The sequence below is a fragment of the Streptomyces sp. CNQ329 genome (assembly GCF_000482585.1).
The window spans coordinates 1-19,412 of the sequence record NZ_AXVU01000014.1; the positions used below are offsets into that span (position 1 = coordinate 1).

Here is a 19,412-nt window from a genome sequence, read left to right on the forward strand (position 1 = left end):
CTGTGAGGGGTGGAGGTGACCGGTACTAATAGGCCGAGGGCTTGTCCATAGCTGCTTGCGTCCACTGTGCGGGTTCTGAGACAACAACCCGCCCACACCACACACCAGTCGTGATCTGGGTGGGGTGGTGTGGGGGAGAGTTTCATAGTGTTTCGGTGGTCATAGCGTTGGGGAAACGCCCGGTCTCATTCCGAACCCGGAAGCTAAGCCCGACCGCGCCGATGGTACTGCACGGGGGACCGTGTGGGAGAGTAGGTCACCGCCGAACAATCTTTAGCTCAACCCCCGGACACCGTCCGGGGGTTGAGCCATTTCCAGGCCCTTTTCCGGGGCCCGCCGCCTTACCCGGCTTACTCCCCGTTCCCGTTCATCTGACCCGGCACCCGCATCGTCAGGATCGCCATGTCGTCCGACGCCGGCTCCGCCGCGAAGCGTTCCACCGTGCGCAGCACCCGTGCCGCCACCGCGCCCGCGGTGAGGCCCGTGCACGTCGTGAGGACGTCGATCAGGCCCTCGTCGCCGAGCATGCGGGTGCCCTCGCGGCGTTCCGTGACGCCGTCCGTGACGCATAGGAGGACGTCGCCCGGGTCGAGGACGAGTTCCTCGCTGTGCAGTTCCAGGTCGTCCATGACCCCCAGCAACGGCTGGGATTCCGTGGCCTGTTCCACCGTGCCGTCAGGGCGCAGCCGGAGGGGCGGCGGGTGGCCGGCGCAGACGGTTTTGAGGACGGCGCTGCCGTCCGGCTGCGGCCAGAGTTCGCCGTAGAGCAGGGTCAGGAACCGGCCGCGGGCGCCCTCGTCGAGGATCGCGGCGTTGAGGCGTTCCAGCACCGCCGGGCCGCCGAAGCCCTCGCGCGCCAGCAGACGCAGTGCCGTACGGGCCAGGCCCGTGACGGCGGCGGCCTCCGGGCCCGTACCGCAGACGTCGCCGATGGCGAAGCCGTAGGTGCCGTCCCGGATCTCGAAGAGGTCGTAGAAGTCGCCGCCGACCTCGTTGCCTTCTCCCGCGGGGCGGTAGATGACCTCGACCTCGACGCCGGGGATGTCCGGCAGACCCGGGGGCAGCAGGCTGCGCTGCAGGGACTGGCTGATGGTGGTGCGCTCGGAGTAGAGCCGGGCGTTGTCGAGGGCGAGGGCCGCCCGGCGGGAGAGGTCCTCGGCGAGTTCGAGGATCTCCTGGCGGAAGCGCTCGTCGGTCGGCTTGCCCAGAACGAGCATGCCGATGACCCGGTTGCGGGCGACCAGCGGCAGCACAACGGTTTCGCCGCCGACGGTCGCCGCCGTGACCAGCGACGTCTCGGCTTCCTCGGCGAGGGTCGTGTTGCCGGCGATGCTCAGGCTGAGGAACGAGCTGCGCATCGCCAGCGTGTGCGCCGCCTCGCCCGGGCCGCGCCACTGGCGGGCGCCGGGGACGAGGACGGCGTCCGGCGGGTCGATGCGGGAGAGCAGGGCGCGCAGGTCGTCGATGCGCTCCTCGTCCTCGTGCAGGACGTAGCTGAGTTCGGGCTCGGCCTGCTCGGGGAGGGTGTAGACCGCGCACCAACTGGCGAGCGTGGGGACGATCATCTGGGCCATGAGGGCCAGCGTCTGGTCCCGGTCGAGGGTGCCGGCGAGCAGGTCGGAGGCTTCGACGAGGAAGGACAGGGAGCCGCGGCGCAGCCGTTCCAGCTCGCCGAGGCGGGCGGATTCCACGGCGAGTGCGATGCGGTCGGCGGCGAACTGGAGCCGCAGTGCCGCCTCGTTGGTGTAGCGGCCGGGCATCTCGGCGGCGACGCCGAGAGAGCCGGTGAGGCGGCCTTCGACCTTCAGGGGCACGGAGACGACGGAGCGCATCCCGGTGGCGGCCAGCAGGGGCACGGCGTCGGGATGGGCCATGAGGTCCTCGTGGACGGACGGCAGGCGCGCGGAGCCGTAGCGCCCGGTGCCGGTCTCGACGGGGACGCGGGCGAACCGCTGGCGGGCGGAGGGCAGTCCGGTGGAGGCCCGTACCTCGAGTTCGGTCTCGTCGTCGGTGGCCAGGAGCAGGTACGCGGCGTCACCGGCGAGCATGTCGCGGGCGCGCTCCACGGTGCGCTGGAGCAGGCCGTCGAGGTCGTCGGGGGAGGGGGTGCCGATGAAGGCCTCGAAGGAGTCGCTGCCCAGGAAGACGCCGGCGCGGCCCTCGCTGCCGGGGCCGTCGCCCGCGGGGGCGCGCAGCGGACTCTGCAGGACGGCGCGTTCGCGGTCGCGGACCATGAGGCAGATCGTGGACGGGTCGCCTGCGGAGTCGCGCAGCCGCATGTGCGAGGCGTAGACGGGGGTGACGCGCCCGTCGTTGCAGCGGATGCCGTACGAGCCTTCCCAGCGGGAGAGCTGCAGCGCCTCGACCAGTCCCGTGCTGGTGCCGGGGGTGTGGGGCCAGGCGGCGAGGTCGCTGAGGGGTTTGCCGATGACCTTCTCCGGTTCGTAGCCGAAGAGGTCGCGGGCGTCGTCGTTCCATTCGGCGACGAGGCCGCCGCGGTCGATGCGGACCACGGCGACGCGGATGCGCTCCTCGGCCAGCGGCAGCTCGTCCACGGGCAGCTCGGGGCCGGCGGCGCGGGTGCCGGCGGGCGGCTCGGCGACGCTGAGCTGGAACCACACGCGCTTGTGCTCGGCGGTGTAGTCGACGCCCCAGCGGCTGGCGAGGGCGGCGCAGAGCATCAGGCCGCGGCCGCCTTCGCGGTCGAGGGGCGTGGGCTGCAGCGCCGGGCTGTGCAACGGCAACTCGCGCTCGGCGTGCCGGTCCGCGACCTCGACCCGCACCGCGTCGGCCATCCGGACGCAAAGGACATCCACTGCTGTACCCGCATGAATTATGGCGTTCGTCACAAGTTCACTGGTCAGCACGACGGCGTCGTCTGTAGCCTCGGGATAGCCCCAGCCCTGGAGGGTGTCGCGGACGAAGGTCCTGGCCGCGGCGACGGAGCGCCCGACCGGCTCGAAGGTGGCCGCAGCCCGCGCGGTGGTCACCAGGTCTCCTTTCGATGTGCCACTCTCCCGGCTGAAGGGATGGACGGCGGATGCCAGGGTACTTACCTTCACCCTGCGGACAGATGCCGGATCCTTCTCTTAACACTCGGAAAGTGCGCCTTAGCCGCCGAACTGTTATGGCCTGCCAGGGCCGGGGTGAAACACTGGGAAGGCTTCGGAGGGAGCCCGAGGCGAACGTCGACCCTGCGGGAGGGACACAGTGGAGTCTGACGGGAACGCGCCGGGCGTGAGTCCGCGCACGAAGGGCGGGCGCTCCCGGACGCCCTCCGGGACGACAGAGGTCGATACGGCGTCCCTGTACCGGCTGCTGGGCGCGCTGGAGTCCATGCGGGACGGCAACTTCAGAAAGCGCCTGCGGGTCGGCGGTGACGGCGTGATGGCCGAGATCGCCGAGGTCTACAACGAGGTCGCGGACCGTAATCTGCACGTCACCGGCGAGCTGTCCCGGGTGCGGCGCATGGTCGGCCGGGAGGGCAAGCTCGCCGAGCGGCTGTCCGCGGGGCCCTGCGAGGGGTCGTGGGCGGCGGCGGTCGACGCCTCGAACGCCCTGGTCGACGATCTCGTACGTCCTCTGGCCGACGTCGGCAGGGTGCTGACCGCGGTGGCGGACGGCGACCTGGAGCAGCGCATGGATCTGCGACCGCAGGGCCAGGACGGCACCCCGCATCCGCTCAGGGGCGAAGTGCTGAAGATGGGCCGTACGGTCAACGGGCTGGTGGACCAGCTCTCGGTGTTCACGGACGAGGTGACCCGCGTCGCCAGCGAGGTCGGCACCGAGGGCAAGCTCGGCGGCCAGGCGAAGGTGCGCGGGATGTCCGGGTCCTGGAAGGACCTCACGGACTCGGTCAACACCATGGCGTACCGGCTGACGGCGCAGGTCCGCGACATCGCCCTGGTGACCACGGCGGTCGCCAAGGGCGACCTGTCGCGCAAGGTCACCGTGCACGTCGACGGCGAGATGCTGGAGCTGAAGAACACCGTCAACACGATGGTCGACCAGCTTTCCGCGTTCTCCTCCGAGGTGACCCGGGTGGCCCGCGAGGTGGGCACCGAGGGCGAGCTGGGCGGGCAGGCTCAGGTCGAGGGCGTCGGCGGGGTGTGGAAGGACCTCACGGACAGCGTGAACCTGATGGCGGGCAACCTGACCGCCCAGGTGCGCGGCATCGCGCAGGTCACCACCGCGGTCGCCAACGGCGACCTCTCGCAGAAGGTGACCGTCAGCGCACGCGGCGAGGTCGCCCAGCTCGCCGACACGATCAACACCATGACCGAGACGCTGCGCACCTTCGCCGGCGAGGTCACGCGGGTGGCCAGCGAGGTCGGCGCGGAGGGGCGGCTCGGCGGGCAGGCGCAGGTGCCGGGCGCCGCGGGGATCTGGAAGGACCTCACCGACTCGGTGAACACCGCCTTCTCCAACCTCACCCGGCAGGTGCGCGAGTTCGCGCAGGTGACGACGGCGGTGGCCAGCGGCGATCTGTCGCAGAAGGTCACGGTGGACGTCTCCGGCGAGATGCTGGAGCTGAAGAACACCGTCAACACCATGGTCGACCAGCTCTCGTCCTTCGGCGCCGAGGTCACGCGGGTGGCCCGCGAGGTCGGCGTGGAGGGTGAGCTGGGCGGGCAGGCGCAGGTGCCGGGGGCCGCGGGCACGTGGAAGGACCTGGTCGACTCGGTCAACACGGCCTTCCGTAACCTGACCGGTCAGGTCCGCAACATCGCGCAGGTGACGACGGCGGTCGCGAACGGCGATCTGTCGCAGAAGGTCACGGTGGACGTCTCCGGCGAGATGCTCCAGCTCAAGAACACCGTGAACACGATGGTGGACCAGTTGTCCTCCTTCGCCGACCAGGTCACGCGGATGGCGCGGGACGTGGGCACGGAGGGCCGCCTCGGCGGCCAGGCCCGCGTCGAGGGCGTCTCGGGTACGTGGAAGGACCTGACCGACTCCGTCAACTTCATGGCGAGCAACCTGACCGGACAGGTCCGCAACATCGCGCAGGTGACGACGGCCGTGGCCCGCGGTGATCTGTCGCAGAAGATCGAGGTCGACGCCCGCGGGGAGATTCTGGAGCTGAAGAACACCATCAACACGATGGTCGACCAGCTCTCGTCGTTCGCCGAGCAGGTCACGCGGGTGGCGCGCGAGGTGGGCACCGAGGGGCGGCTCGGCGGGCAGGCCCGGGTGCAGGGCGTCGCCGGCGTCTGGCGGGACCTGACCGACTCGGTCAACTTCATGGCGGGCAACCTGACCGGACAGGTCCGTAACATCGCGCAGGTCGCGACGGCGGTCGCGCGCGGTGATCTGTCGCAGAAGATCGACGTGGACGCCCGCGGGGAGATTCTGGAGCTGAAGAACACCATCAACACGATGGTCGACCAGCTCTCCTCCTTCGCGGACCAGGTCACGCGGGTCGCCAGCGAGGTCGGTACCGAGGGGAAGCTCGGCGGCCAGGCGGAGGTCCAGGGCGTCTCCGGTACGTGGAAGGACCTCACCCAGTCCGTCAACTCGATGGCGAACAACCTGACCTCGCAGGTGCGCAGCATCGCCGAGGTCACCACCGCGGTGGCGCGCGGAGACCTGTCCAAGAAGATCACCGTCGACGCGCAGGGCGAGATCCTCGAACTCGTGACGACGGTGAACACGATGGTCGACCAGCTCTCGTCGTTCGCCGAACAGGTCACGCGGGTGGCGCGCGAGGTGGGCACCGAGGGGCAGCTCGGCGGCCAGGCGCGGGTGCGCGGGGTCTCCGGTATCTGGAAGGACCTCACCGACAACGTGAACCAGATGGCGGTCAACCTGACCAGCCAGGTCCGCAACATCTCCCAGGTCGCCACCGCCGTCGCCAACGGCGACCTGACCCGTACGGTCACGGTCGAGGCCCGCGGTGAGGTCCAGCAGCTCGCCGCCACCGTCAACACCATGGTCAAGACGCTGTCGTCGTTCGCCGCCGAGGTCACCCGCGTCGCCCGCGAGGTCGGCACGGACGGCCGGCTCGGCGGCCAGGCCCGTGTGCCCGGCGTCTCGGGGACGTGGAAGGACCTCACCGAGTCCGTGAACTCGATGGCGTCCAACCTCACCAACCAGGTGCGCAACATCGCCATGGTGACCACCGCCGTGGCCAGCGGCGACCTGTCGAAGAAGATCGACGTGGCCGCGCAGGGCGAGATCCTGGAGCTGAAGACCACGATCAACACGATGGTCGACCAGCTCTCGTCCTTCGGTGACGAGGTCACCCGGGTCTCCCGCGAGGTGGGCACCGAGGGCCGCCTCGGCGGGCAGGCGCGGGTGCGCGGGGTCTCCGGGATCTGGATGGACCTCACGGAGTCCGTGAACCTGATGGCGAACAACCTGACCAGCCAGGTGCGGCAGATCGCCCAGGTGGCCACGGCGGTGACCCGCGGCGACCTCAACCTCAAGATCGACGTGGACGCCTACGGCGAGATGATGGAGCTGCAGGACCACATCAACACGATGATCGTGAAGCTCCGCGAGACGACCATCGCCAACAAGGAACAGGACTGGCTCAAGGGCAACCTCGCCCGTATCTCCGGCCTGCTGCAGGGCCGCCGCGACCTCGCCGACGTGGCACGGCTCATCATGAGCGAGCTGACCCCGGTGGTCGCGGCGCAGCACGGCGCGTTCTTCCTCGTGCAGCGCTCCGGCGCCGAGGCCGTCGTCGAGATCGGTGCGGCCAGCGGGGACGACGCGTACGAGCTGCGCATGATCGGCTCGTACGGGCACTCCGGGAACGAACTGCCGCACATCCTGCGCCCCGGGGAGACGCTGGTGGGCACCGCGGCGCAGGAGCGGCGCCAGATCGTCGTCGAGAACGTCCCCAAGGGCTATCTGAAGATCGCCTCAGGGCTCGGCCAGGCACCGCCGGCGCACGTCATCGTCCTCCCGCTGATCTTCGAGGGCCGGGTGCTGGGCGTGGTGGAGCTGGCGTCGTTCCAGCCGTTCACGCAGATCCAGAAGGACTTCCTGAGCCAGATCGCCGAGGTCATCGCCACCAGCGTCAACACCATCAGCGTCAACTCCAAGACCGAGGTGCTGCTCAGCCAGTCGCAGGAGCTGGCGGCACAGTTGCGCGACCGGCAGGGCGAGCTGGAGGTGCGGCAGAAGGCGCTGCAGGAGTCGAACGCGGAGCTGGAGGAGAAGGCCGAGCTGCTGGCCCGGCAGAACCGCGACATCGAGATCAAGAACGTCGAGATCGAGGAGGCCAAGAAGGGCCTGGAGGAACGGGCGGAGCAGCTCGCGGTCTCGATGCGGTACAAGTCCGAGTTCCTGGCCAACATGTCGCACGAGTTGCGCACGCCGCTGAACTCGCTGCTGATCCTGGCGAAGCTGCTCGCCGACAACGGCGACGGGAACCTGACGCCGAAGCAGGTGGAGTTCGCCGAGACGATCCACGGCGCGGGCTCGGACCTGCTGCAGTTGATCAACGACATCCTCGACCTGTCGAAGGTCGAGGCGGGCAAGATGGACGTGAGCCCCACCCGGATCGCGCTGGTGCAGCTCGTCGACTACGTGGAGGCGACGTTCCGGCCGCTCACGGCGGAGAAGGGCCTGGACTTCTCCGTACGGGTCTCGCCGGACCCGCCGGCGACGCTCAGCACCGACCAGCAGCGGCTGCTTCAGGTGCTGCGGAACCTGCTGTCGAACGCGGTGAAGTTCACCGACAGCGGTGCGGTGGAGCTGCTGATCCGCACCGCGCGGGACGACGTGCCGCCGGCCATCAAGGAACAACTGCTGGAGCAGGGGGTGCTGCGCGACCCGGACGCCGAGCTGATCGCGTTCTCGGTCACCGACACGGGAATCGGCATCCCGTCGAACAAGATGGGCGTGATCTTCGAGGCGTTCAAGCAGGCCGACGGCACGACGAGCCGGAAGTACGGCGGCACGGGGCTGGGACTGTCGATCAGCCGGGAGATCGCCCGGCTGCTGGGCGGCGAGATCCACGTCGACAGCGAGCCGGGCCGCGGCTCGACGTTCACGCTGTACATGCCGCTGCACCCGGCCGCGCTGCCCGCCCCCGGGCTGCCGGGCACGGGAGCCGCCGTCGCGGGTGCGCTCACGGCGGGCCCGGAGCAGACCGACGGCGCGAAGGCCGCCGCCGGTGCGGCCGACGTCGAGGCGCCGCCCTCGGGACGTACGAGGAAGTCCTCTGACGGGCGCTCAGGGAGCGCGGGGCGGCCCGGCGGGCCGGCGGGCGAGACGGAGCCGCGGGACGCCTCAGCGGCGCCTGCAGCCCTTTCGGCTCCTCCCTCCGCGAACGGCGACGGGCTGGAGAAGGCGGTGTCCCGGCGGTCGGCGTCGCCGCGCTTCAAGGGCACGTTCAACGGTGAGAAGGTGCTCATCGTCGATGACGACATCCGCAACGTCTTCGCGCTGACCAGCGTGCTGGAACAGCACGGGCTCGCGGTGCTGTACGCCGAGAACGGCCGCGAGGGCATCGAGGTGCTGGAGCAGCACGAGGACGTGGCCGTGGTGCTGATGGACATCATGATGCCGGAGATGGACGGCTACGCCACGACGGAGGCGATCCGCCGGATGCCGCAGTTCGCCGGCCTGCCGATCATCGCGCTGACGGCGAAGGCGATGAAGGGCGACAAGGAGAAGAGCATCGAAGCGGGCGCATCGGACTATGTCACCAAACCCGTCGATACCGACAGATTGCTCACCGTAATGACCGGCTGGATGAGCGGAGAGTAGTCAAATCGCCATGAATTCCTGCTCATTGATGACTCAGTGTGTCCAATTGCGTGTGAGAACGCGGGATTCCGGGAACCAAACTGATCGCAGGCGCGTTGTCGCAGTGGGTGCAGTGACAACTCGGTGACAGGGTGTGGCGAGTCTCGGGGTGTGGATACGATGACCGGCACGAGGGCGGGCGGCACGGTGGGCACGTCTTTGGCGACGAGGACCGGCACACCGCCGGGGCGAGGAGGGCAGGCCATGGTGCAGAAGGCCAAGATTCTCCTGGTCGATGACCGGCCGGAGAATCTGCTGGCGCTGGAGGCCATTCTTTCCGCGCTGGATCAGCACCTGGTCCGGGCGTCGTCCGGGGAGGAGGCGCTCAAAGCGCTGCTGACCGAGGATTTCGCGGTGATCCTTCTCGACGTGCAGATGCCGGGCATGGACGGGTTCGAGACGGCGGCGCACATCAAGCGCCGCGAGCGCACCCGCGACATCCCGATCATCTTCCTCACGGCCATCAACCACGGCCCGCACCACACGTTCCGCGGCTACGCCGCCGGAGCCGTCGACTACATCTCCAAGCCCTTCGACCCCTGGGTGCTGCGGGCGAAGGTCTCGGTGTTCGTCGAGCTGTACATGAAGAACCTGCAGTTGCGCGAGCAGGCCGGCCTGCTGCGGCTGCAGCTCGAAGGCGCCCAGAAGGGCAACGGCGACGGGGCCGCGCAGACCGGGCTGCTCGCCGAGCTGTCCGCCCGGCTCGCCGCCGCGGAGGAGCAGGCCGAGGCGCTGTCGAAGCAGCTCAGCGGGGCGAACGCGGAGTCGGCCGTCGTCGCCACCGCCGCGCATCTGGAGCGGAAACTCACCGGGCTGCGCAAGGCGATCGACGCCCTGGAGCCCGGCTCCCGTCCCGACGCGGAGTAATCCGGGCGGGCCGGCCGGACCCGCGTGCGCGGAGGATGCGTACCTGCACGTCCTCCGTGTCCCGTGCCCGCGCTGCCGGTAATCTCGCACGTATGGCCTCACGTACCTCTGGCAGCGGCAACTCCCGGCAGCGCTCCGGAGGTAGCACGGCCAAAAAGGCCCCGGCGAAGAAGGCGCCCGCCAAGAAGGCAGCCGCCAAGAAGCCGCCGGCGAAGCCCGCGGCCAAGAAGGCACCGGCGAAGAAGCCCGCCCCCTCGCCGACCTCCGGTGTGCTGCGCCTGCTGCGCATGATCTGGGTCGGCCTCGCCCGCACCGTCGGCTTCCTCTTCCGCGGCATAGGCCGCGGAGCCAGAGGACTCGACCCCGCCCACCGCAAGGACGGCCTGGCGCTGCTGCTGCTCGGCATCGCCCTGATCGTCGCGGCCGGCACCTGGTCGAACCTCAAGGGCCCGGTGGGCGAGCTGGTCGAGATCCTGGTCACCGGCGCCTTCGGCCGCCTCGACCTGCTCGTGCCGATCCTGCTCGCCACCGTCGCCGTACGCCTCATCCGCCACCCCGAGAAGACCGAGGCCAACGGCCGTATCGTCATCGGCCTGTCCGCCCTGGTCATCGGCGTGCTCGGGCTCGTGCACCTGGCCTGCGGCACCCCGGGCCGCGGTGAGGGCACGCAGACCATCAGGGACTCCGGCGGATTCGTCGGCTGGGCGGTGTCCCGGCCCCTGGTCAGCACCCTCGGCGACGTACTCGCGCTGCCCCTGCTCGTGCTCCTGACGATCTTCGGGCTGCTCGTCGTCACCGCCACGCCGGTCGCGGCGATCCCCGACCGGATCCACTCCGCCGGGGTGCGGCTCGGCCTCGTCCAGCCCCGGCCCGATCCGGCGGCGGTGGCCAAGGCGGAGGACTTCGACGACGACTGGCGCGACGGTCTGGTGCGTACGGACGAGGACGACACGGACGCCGAGCCCCCGGCTGCGCCGCGCCGCCGCCGCACCCGCAAGGCCGCCCCCGCCGCACCGTCCGCCCCCGCCCCGCCGCGCCGCGCCTCGGCCGACCGCGACTACGGCGGCATGGACCCCATCGACGCGGCCGCCGCCGCGGCCACCGACCTCGACGGCGCCGTGCTGCACGGAGTCCAGCCCTCTCCGCTGCTCGCCGACCTCACCCACGGCGTCGCCGAGCGCACCGGGGGCGTACCGGCCGCGCGCGAAGTGCCGGGCGCGGAGGAGGCCGTTCGCTCCGAGAGCCGGGAAACCTCCGTCCCCGACCTCACCAAGCAGGCCGCCGAGCCCGACCCCGCCGCCCTGCCGCCCCGGGCCGAACAGCTCCAGCTCTCCGGCGACATCACCTACGCCCTGCCGTCCCTCGACGTCCTGGGGCGCGGCGGCCCCGGCCGTACGCGCAGCGCCGCCAACGACGCCGTCGTCGCCTCCCTCACCCAGGTCTTCACCGAGTTCAAGGTCGACGCCGCCGTCACCGGCTTCACCCGCGGCCCGACCGTCACGCGGTACGAGGTGGAGCTGGGCCCCGCCGTGAAGGTCGAGCGCATCACGGCGCTGACCAAGAACATCGCCTACGCCGTCGCCAGCCCCGACGTGCGCATCATCAGCCCCATCCCCGGCAAGTCCGCCGTCGGCATCGAAATCCCCAACAGCGACCGCGAGATGGTCAAGCTCGGCGACGTGCTGCGCTCCGCGGACGCGGCCGGCGAGGACCACCCGATGCTCGTCGGCCTCGGCAAGGACGTCGAGGGCGGCTACGTCTCGGCGAACCTGGCGAAGATGCCGCACATCCTCATCGCCGGCGCCACCGGCTCCGGCAAGTCCTCCTGCATCAACTGCCTGATCACCTCCGTCATGGCGCGGGCCACGCCGGAGGACGTGCGGATGGTCCTGGTCGACCCCAAGCGGGTGGAGCTGACCGCGTACGAGGGCATCCCGCACCTGATCACGCCGATCATCACCAACCCCAAGCGGGCCGCCGAGGCGCTGCAGTGGGTCGTCCGCGAGATGGACCTGCGCTACGACGACCTCGCCGCGTACGGCTACCGCCACATCGACGACTTCAACGCCGCCGTACGCTCCGGCAAGGCCACCGCCCCGCCCGGCAGCGAACGGGAGCTGGCCCCGTACCCGTATCTGCTGGTGATCGTCGACGAGCTGGCGGACCTCATGATGGTCGCGCCGCGGGACGTCGAGGACGCGATCGTACGGATCACGCAGCTCGCCCGCGCCGCCGGCATCCACCTGGTGCTCGCCACCCAGCGCCCCAGCGTCGACGTCGTCACCGGGCTCATCAAGGCCAACGTGCCCTCCCGGCTGGCCTTCGCCACCTCCTCCCTCGCCGACAGCCGCGTCATCCTCGACCAGGCCGGCGCCGAGAAGCTGATCGGCAAGGGCGACGGGCTGTTTCTGCCGATGGGCGCGAACAAGCCGGTCCGGCTCCAGGGCGCGTACGTCGAGGAGGCCGAGGTCGCCACGGTCGTGCAGCACTGCAAGGACCAGATGGCGCCGGTCTTCCGCGAGGACGTCGTGGTCGGCGGGGCGAAGAAGAAGGAGATCGACGAGGAGATCGGCGACGACCTCGACCTGCTGTGCCAGGCCGCCGAGCTCGTGGTCTCCACGCAGTTCGGCTCGACGTCGATGCTCCAGCGCAAGCTGCGGGTCGGGTTCGCCAAGGCGGGGCGGTTGATGGACCTGATGGAGTCACGCGGCATCGTCGGTCCGAGTGAGGGTTCGAAGGCCCGGGACGTACTCATCAAACCGGATGAAATGGACGGAGTGCTCGCCCAGTTGCGGGGGCAGGATCATTCGTGACGGCGATGAGGGCAACCGGTTCGGCGTCTGATGCGTCACATCATTGGGCCGGGCGGGTGATCCCGCGGTCGGGCAGTACGTCTATCCCGATGGCCCATTAAGTGTGCTCGACCGGTTGGCCGATCCTTTTACAACCCCCCTAGACTGAACACCCGGCAGGTGGCTCACCCCGAAAGGCGCCCACGTGTCCCTCGGCAACTCCCCCACAGGCGACCGCCCTTCCGTCGGTCGCGCACTCCAGCAGGCCCGCCTTGATGCCAAGCTCTCCGTCGAACAGGTCAGCTTGTCCACGCGTGTGCGCATTCCGATCATCCATGCCATCGAACAGGACGACTTCTCCCGCTGCGGCGGCGACGTCTACGCCCGCGGGCATGTGCGAACCCTTGCGCGGGCGGTCGGTCTGGAGGCCGAGGACCTCGTCGCGCAGTTCGACGCGGAGCACGGCGGCCGGCCCGTGCCGACGCCCGCCGCGCCGATGTTCGAGGCCGAGCGCATCCGCCCGGAACCGCGCCGCCCCAACTGGACCGCGGCGATGGTCGCCGCGATCGTGGCCGTCGTCGGCTTCGTGGGGTTCACCGTCTTCAGCGGGGGCGACGAGGACGAGCCGGAGGGCTCCTCGGTGGCCGGGGAGTCGCAGAAGTCCCAGAAGCCGAAGGACCCCGACACCGGCAAGGACGCCGGCAAGGACGCCGGCGAGGAGAAGCAGAGCCCGCAGCCCTCGGACAGTGCGGTGGCGGGCGCCCCGCCGGACAAGGTGACGCTGCGGATCGTCGCGGCGGACGGGCAGAGCTGGATCTCCGCGCAGGGCGCCGACGGGCGCGAGCTGGAGGAGGGCGTCCTCGCCCAGGGCGACTCGGTCACCGTCACCGACAGCGAGAAGATCTACGTCGTCCTCGGCAACGCCGGCGGTGTCGACCTGTTCGTCAACGGCAAGCAGATCGAGGAGGACTTCCAGCCCGGCGAGGTCGAGCGGCTGACGTACACCAAGGGTGATCCCGAGGCCGGCTGACCGGCTCCGCCGGGCGGTGGCGCGGGCCCGGCCTGCGGCAAGGCTCGTACGTGCGTACCCTCGCTCTCCCGTGCTTCGCGCAGGCGTACGGAAGGCGGCTGGTCGGCGGCGGTTTGCCGGCGCGGAACGAAGTAGGCTGAGCGCATGCCTGAACGCCGTACCGTCGCCCTCGTCACGCTTGGCTGCGCCCGGAACGAGGTGGACTCGGAGGAGCTTGCGGGCCGCCTTGCGGCGGACGGCTGGGACCTCGTCACGGACGCCGCCGCCGCGGACGTCGCCGTCGTGAACACCTGCGGGTTCGTCGAAGCCGCCAAGAAGGACTCCGTCGACGCCCTGCTGGAGGCCAACGACCTCAAGGACACCGGCCGTACGCAGGCCGTCGTCGCGGTCGGCTGCATGGCCGAGCGGTACGGCAAGGAGCTGGCGGAAGCGCTCCCGGAGGCGGACGGCGTCCTCGGCTTCGACGACTACGCCGACATCTCGGCGCGGCTGCAGACCATCCTCTCCGGCGGCGGGCACGTCGCGCACACCCCCCGGGACCGCCGCAAACTGCTGCCGATCAGCCCCGCGGAGCGGCAGGAGGCCGCCGCCCGCGGCGCGGCCGCCCTGCCCGGCCACGGTGAGACGGGCACCGCCGGCCCGGCCGCTCCCGCCGACCTGCCCGCCGGGATCGCCCCCGCTTCCGGCCCCCGGCCGCCGCTGCGCCGCCGGCTGGGCTCGGGGCCGGTCGCCTCGGTCAAGCTGGCCTCCGGCTGTGACCGCCGGTGCACGTTCTGCGCCATCCCCTCCTTCCGCGGTTCCTTCGTCTCCCGCCGCCCCTCCGACGTCCTCGGCGAGACCCGCTGGCTGGCCGGGCAGGGCGTACGGGAGATCATGCTCGTCTCCGAGAACAACACCTCGTACGGCAAGGACCTCGGCGACGTGCGGCTGCTGGAGACGCTGCTGCCCGAACTGGCCGCCGTGGCGGGCATCGAGCGGATCCGGGTGAGCTATCTGCAGCCCGCCGAGATGCGCCCCGGGCTGATCGACGTGCTGACGTCGACGGAGAAGGTGGCGCCGTACTTCGACCTCTCCTTCCAGCACGCCGCCCCCGAAGTGCTGCGCGCGATGCGCCGCTTCGGGGACACGGAGCGGTTCCTGCACCTGCTGGCGGAGATCCGTTCGCGGGCGCCGGAGGCGGGCGCGCGGTCGAACTTCATCGTCGGCTTCCCCGGTGAGACCGAGCGGGACGTGGAGGAGCTGGAGCGCTTCCTCACCGCCGCGCGGCTGGACGCCGTGGGGATCTTCGGCTACTCCGACGAGGAGGGCACCGAGGCCGCGGGACACGGGTCGAAGGTCGCGCCGGAGGCGATCGCCGAGCGGCTGGCGCACATGACGCGGCTGGCGGAGGAGCTGACGGCGCAGCGGGCCGAGGAGCGCGTGGGGGAGACGGTGCGGGTCCTGGTGGACGCCGTGGAGGACGCCTCCGGCGCCGGTGCGGACGCCGGGGAGGTCGTCGGCCGCGCGGCCCACCAGGCGCCGGAGACGGACGGTGTGACGCTGCTCACCGGCGGGTCCGCCCCGCAGGCGGCGCCGGGGGCGCTGGTCACCGCCAAGGTGGTGGGGAGCGAAGGCGTGGACCTGGTGGCGGAGGCGATAGGCGAGCCCGATCGGCGGCGGCCCCGGGAGCCGGCCGAGGAGGCCGCGAGATGAGCCCCGCCCCGGCCGTCGGTCAGGCCGGTCTGTGGAACATCGCCAACGTCCTCACCATGGTGCGGCTGCTGCTCGTACCGGCGTTCGTGGTGCTCATGGCCGCCCACGGCGGCCATGACCCGGCGTGGCGCTCGTTCGCATGGGCCGCCTTCACGGTCGCCATGATCACCGACCTCTTCGACGGGGAGCTGGCCCGCCGCTACGACCTCGTCACCGACTTCGGCAAGATCGCCGACCCCATCGCCGACAAGGCGATCATGGGTGCCGCGCTGATCTGCCTGTCGGCGCTGGGCGATCTGCCCTGGTGGGTGACGATCGTGATCCTGGCGCGGGAGATCGGCATCACCCTCATGAGGTTCTGGGTGATCAGGCACGGTGTGATCCCGGCCAGCCGGGGCGGGAAGCTGAAGACCCTGGCCCAGGGAGTGGCCGTGGGCATGTACATCCTCACCCTCACCGGACCGCTCGCCACGCTGCGCTTCTGGATCATGGCCGCCGCCGTGGTCCTGACCGTGGTGACCGGCCTGGACTACGTCAAGCAGGCGATCGTGCTCCGCCGCAGGGGGCTGGCCGCCGAACGGGAGCAGAGAGTCCAGTGACCACTAAGAACACCGACGGGGCCGCGGCCGACGTGCTCGCCCTGTGCGAGGAGCGCGGCGTGACCCTCGCCGTCGCCGAATCCCTCACCGGCGGCCTCCTCGCCGCCGAGATCACCGCGTCACCCGGCGCCTCCCGGACGTTCCGGGGCGCCGTCGTCGCGTACGCGACCGACCTCAAGCGGGACGTGCTCGGGGTCGACAGCTCGCTGCTCGTCCAGCGCGGCGCCGTCGACGGTGAGGTCGCCCGGCAGATGGCCTCGGGTGTGCGCTGGCGGCTCGGCGCCGACTGGGCGGTGGCGACGACGGGGGTCGCCGGGCCGGATCCGCAGGACGGGCAGCAACCGGGTACCGTCTTCGTCGCCGTGGCCGGTCCCGAGGGGCGCAGCGAGACGCGGTCGCTGAACTTGACGGGTTCTCGCACGGAGATCCGCACGGCCGCCGTGAGGGAGGGGCTGGCGCTCCTCCGGCGTCATCTCGATGCGGCACCGAAGGGGCAAGAGGGGCGGAAATACCCGGAAAATCCTGATCAGGAGGCCCCGCATTCCTCGCTTGGCGAACGGTGAAGATGACTTCCGTCGCCGCACTGTCACGGTCCGAGGCGGTACGGTGGAGCAGAGAGGATCCGGATCCGAGGTCCTAGGAGGGAGCCACGCATGATTTTGCTCCGTCGCCTGCTGGGTGACGTGCTGCGCCGGCAGCGACAGCGCCAGGGCCGGACGCTGCGCGAGGTTTCCTCGTCAGCGCGTGTCTCCCTCGGCTACCTGTCGGAGGTCGAGCGAGGCCAGAAGGAGGCCTCCTCAGAGCTGCTCAACTCGATCTGTGAAGCGCTGGACGTCCGGATGTCGGAGCTGATGCGCGAGGTGAGCGGCGAGCTCGCCCTCGCGGAGCTGGCCCAGTCCGCCGCGGCCACCGAGCCCATTCCCGCCCCGGTGCGCTCCTTCACCGTGACCTCGGTGACGGGGATGCCGGACGAGCGCGTCACCATCAAGGCCCCGAAGGAGCCCGACCCCGTCGCGGCCTGAACCGAGAAGCCTGGCACGAGAGCCCGTTCCGCCTCCCGGAACGGGCTCTCGGCTGTGTACGGCCGCCCTGCGGGCCCCGCGGTCACCCGCCCGGCTGGCAGCGCGGGCACCAGTACGTCACGCGCTCGTCCGCCGTCTCACCCTGCGCCCGCTTGCGCACCGCCGTGCCGCAGCGCAGGCAAGGCCTTCCCCCGCGGCCGTAGACCCACAGCCGCCGGTCGGGGCGCCGCGACGGCGTCGTCGTACGGGCCACCCGGTCCCGGTTCGCCTCCAGCAGCCGCCGCGCCGCGGCGAGGAGCCGGCGGGGCTCGGGGAGCGCGTCGACCGGGGCGTACGGGCTGACGCCGGCGAGGAAGCACAGCTCCGACTTGTAGACGTTGCCGATCCCGGCGAGATTGCGCTGGTCGAGCAGCGCCTCGCCGAGCGGGCGGGCGGGGTCGGCGAGCAGCCGCCGCTCCGCCTCGGCCGGGTCCCAGTCGGGCCCGAGCAGGTCGGGGCCGAGGTGGCCGACGATCCGGTCCTCCGCGGCGGTGCGCAGCAGCTCCAGCACGGGCAGGCGGTAGCCGACGGCGGTGCGCTCGGCGTTGCCGAGGACGGCGCGGATCTGGTGGCCGGGCCCGCCGCGCCACCGCTCTCCCTCCGCGTAGATCATCCAGGCACCCTCCATCCGCAGGTGGGAGTGGAGCGTGAGGCCACCCTCGACGCGGGTCAGCAGGTGCTTGCCGCGCGGCACGACCTCGGTGACCTCGCGGCCCGTGAGGTCCGCCGTGGCCAGCTTGGGCACGCGCAGGTCGCAGCTCGTCAGCCGGCGGCCCGCCAGCGCCTCGTGCAGCAGGCGGGCGGTGCGCCAGACGGTGTCTCCTTCGGGCACGCACCCATCGTGCCAGGCGCGCGGCAGACGGGCCGGGGCGTACGGGTGGGGGTAGGCCCACCCCGGTCCGGGGGCTGCGGGGGCGGTGCCCGGACTGCCGCGCGGGACACGATGGGCGGCATCATGAGGACGGATGGGGAGGCACCATGAGCAGGCTGCGGCCGTACGTGACCGCGCAGGCACGCGCCGTCGTGCTGGTGGCGCTGGCGGCCGTGGAGTTCGCGGCGCAGGCCGTGATGCTGGGCGCGCTGGGGCTCGGATTCGGGCTCGGGCTTCTGTTCCTCTTTCCCTGGGGGGTGGCGGTCGCCCGGGCCGTCGCGGGCGCCGCCCGTGCGCTGACCGGCCGCTGGACGGGCAGGCCGATCCCCGACCCGTACCTGCCCGCACCGCCGCATCCGCGCCCCGGGCCCGACGGCCGCTACCGGCACCTGGGCATCAGCTACCGCAGCCCGGCGCTGCCGGAGTTCTTCGAGCGCGTCAACCGGCTGCTGACCGACCGGGCCACCTGGCGGGACACCCTGTGGCTGGTCGCCGACCCGGTCGTCGGTCTGGCGCTGGCCGCGCTGCCGCTGATCGCCGTCGGCTACGGGCTCTTCGGCATGGCGCTGCCGCTGCTGTGGGACCCCTCGTACCCCGGGGACACGCTCGCCGTCTACCTGGGCGTCGAGGTCGCCGCGCAGGACACCGCCATGGCACTGGCGCCCGCAGGGGCGGCACTGTGCGCGCTCGGGCTGTGGGCCGGGCCGCGGGCGATGGCGCTGCACGCACGCTGGACCCGGATCATGCTGGCGCCGGCGCGGGCGTCGGAGCTGGCGCTGCAGGTCGCCGAGCTGGACCGGAAACGTACGGCGGCCACCGACTGGCAGGCCGCGGAGGTGCGCCGCATCGAGCGGGACCTGCACGACGGGCCGCAGGCCCGGCTCGTCGCCCTCGGCATGACGGTCTCGGCGGCGGAGGAACTGGTCGACGACGACCCGGCGGCGGCCAAGGTGCTGCTGCGGCAGGCGCAGGAGTCGTCGTCCGCGGTGCTGCGGGAGCTGCGCGGGCTGGTACGGGGCATCCACCCGCCGGTGCTGGCGGAGCGGGGACTCGGCGACGCCGTACGGGCGCTGGCGCTCGACAGCGCGCTGGACGTACGGGTCGAGGTGGACCTGCGCGGCCGGCTGCCGGACCCCGTGCAGTCCGCGGCGTACTTCGCGGTGGCGGAGATCCTCGCCAACGCGGGCAAGCACGCCGGGGCGGACCGGGTGGACATCGACCTGTGGTATCGGGACGGGGTCCTGCGCGCGACGGTCACCGACGACGGCCGCGGGGGCGCGGCGCCCGCCGCGGGGGGCGGGCTGCGGGGCGTGGAGCGGCGGATCGGGCCGTTCGACGGGGTACTGGCGGTCAGCAGCCCGGAGGGCGGCCCCACGACGGTGGCGGTGGAGATCCCGTGCCCGCCGGGGGAGGAGTGGTGCGAGCCGGAGCCCGCGGGCGGTGCCGGCACGGCGGGGGCACGGGGGCCGGCCGCGAAGCGCGGGGCACTGTGGGCGACGGCGCTGGCGCCGGTACTGTGTTCCGTCGCACTCTTCCCGCAAGGGCTGGTCGCGGGGTCGCTGCTGGCGTTCGGCACGGAGAACAGGTCGTGGTTCCTGGCGCTGTACATGCCGGAGCCGCTGCGCTGGCCGACGGCGGTGGCGATGGTGACGCTGGGCCTGAGCGGGCTGCCGCCGCTGCTGCGGCGGTGGCGGAAGAGCGGTGCGGCGCAGCGGTGTTGACGGTCGGACGTGCGGC

Annotated in this window: 11 protein-coding genes and 1 rRNA gene; 10 read left to right on the top strand and 2 right to left on the bottom strand. The window is 71.5% G+C overall.

Translation table 11 applies throughout. From position 1 onward, the window contains the following. The first annotated feature begins 151 nt into the window (after positions 1-151). A 5S ribosomal RNA gene (gene rrf, locus I003_RS0111565) occupies positions 152-268 on the top strand. Positions 269-350: 82 nt separating this feature from the next. Here the strand turns inward: rrf and I003_RS0111570 are convergent. Continuing rightward, positions 351-2,990, bottom strand: coding sequence for a SpoIIE family protein phosphatase (locus I003_RS0111570; RefSeq protein WP_078563931.1), 2,640 nt, complete (start codon positions 2,988-2,990; stop codon positions 351-353). Between the two features lie 346 nt (positions 2,991-3,336). Between I003_RS0111570 and I003_RS0111575 the strand changes: the two genes are divergently transcribed. The 8 genes from I003_RS0111575 to I003_RS0111610 all read left to right on the top strand — a co-directional run bounded on the left by I003_RS0111575 (position 3,337) and on the right by I003_RS0111610 (position 16,765). Continuing rightward, on the top strand, positions 3,337-8,724 hold the full coding sequence (locus tag I003_RS0111575; RefSeq protein WP_037720679.1) for a HAMP domain-containing protein: 5,388 nt from the start codon (positions 3,337-3,339) through the stop codon (positions 8,722-8,724). Positions 8,725-8,967: 243 nt separating this feature from the next. Next, positions 8,968-9,630 carry a response regulator gene (locus tag I003_RS0111580; protein WP_018838062.1) on the top strand — a complete coding sequence of 221 codons (663 nt, stop codon included), beginning with the start codon at positions 8,968-8,970 and terminating at the stop codon, positions 9,628-9,630. Positions 9,631-9,722: 92 nt separating this feature from the next. Beyond that, complete coding sequence (locus I003_RS0111585) at positions 9,723-12,443, top strand: DNA translocase FtsK (RefSeq protein ID WP_027771683.1); 2,721 nt, start codon at positions 9,723-9,725, stop codon at positions 12,441-12,443. A gap of 184 nt (positions 12,444-12,627) precedes the next feature. Continuing rightward, positions 12,628-13,452, top strand: coding sequence for a helix-turn-helix domain-containing protein (locus I003_RS0111590; protein WP_027771684.1), 825 nt, complete (start codon positions 12,628-12,630; stop codon positions 13,450-13,452). 144 nt (positions 13,453-13,596) lie between these two features. After that, a complete protein-coding gene (gene rimO, locus I003_RS0111595; RefSeq protein WP_027771685.1) occupies positions 13,597-15,144 on the top strand; it encodes a 30S ribosomal protein S12 methylthiotransferase RimO in 1,548 nt (515 codons plus the stop codon). After that, the gene (gene pgsA / locus I003_RS0111600) at positions 15,141-15,743 is read left to right on the top strand and encodes a CDP-diacylglycerol--glycerol-3-phosphate 3-phosphatidyltransferase (RefSeq protein ID WP_027771686.1); all 603 of its coding nucleotides are present in this window, start codon (positions 15,141-15,143) and stop codon (positions 15,741-15,743) included. The genes rimO and pgsA overlap by 4 nt, the downstream gene beginning before the upstream one ends. Next, positions 15,740-16,306 (top strand): CinA family protein, encoded by a 567-nt coding sequence (locus I003_RS0111605; protein WP_027771687.1) that lies wholly within the window; start codon positions 15,740-15,742, stop codon positions 16,304-16,306. The genes pgsA and I003_RS0111605 overlap by 4 nt, the downstream gene beginning before the upstream one ends. A gap of 90 nt (positions 16,307-16,396) precedes the next feature. Next, positions 16,397-16,765 carry a helix-turn-helix domain-containing protein gene (locus I003_RS0111610; RefSeq protein ID WP_018838068.1) on the top strand — a complete coding sequence of 123 codons (369 nt, stop codon included), beginning with the start codon at positions 16,397-16,399 and terminating at the stop codon, positions 16,763-16,765. A gap of 82 nt (positions 16,766-16,847) precedes the next feature. Here I003_RS0111610 and I003_RS0111615 read toward each other — a convergent pair whose 3' ends face one another. Next, positions 16,848-17,636 (bottom strand): DNA-formamidopyrimidine glycosylase family protein, encoded by a 789-nt coding sequence (locus tag I003_RS0111615; RefSeq protein ID WP_027771688.1) that lies wholly within the window; start codon positions 17,634-17,636, stop codon positions 16,848-16,850. 146 nt (positions 17,637-17,782) lie between these two features. On the opposite strand from I003_RS0111615, the gene I003_RS0111620 reads away from it, so the two are divergent. After that, complete coding sequence (locus I003_RS0111620; protein ID WP_027771689.1) at positions 17,783-19,396, top strand: histidine kinase; 1,614 nt, start codon at positions 17,783-17,785, stop codon at positions 19,394-19,396. Positions 19,397-19,412 lie beyond the last annotated feature (16 nt).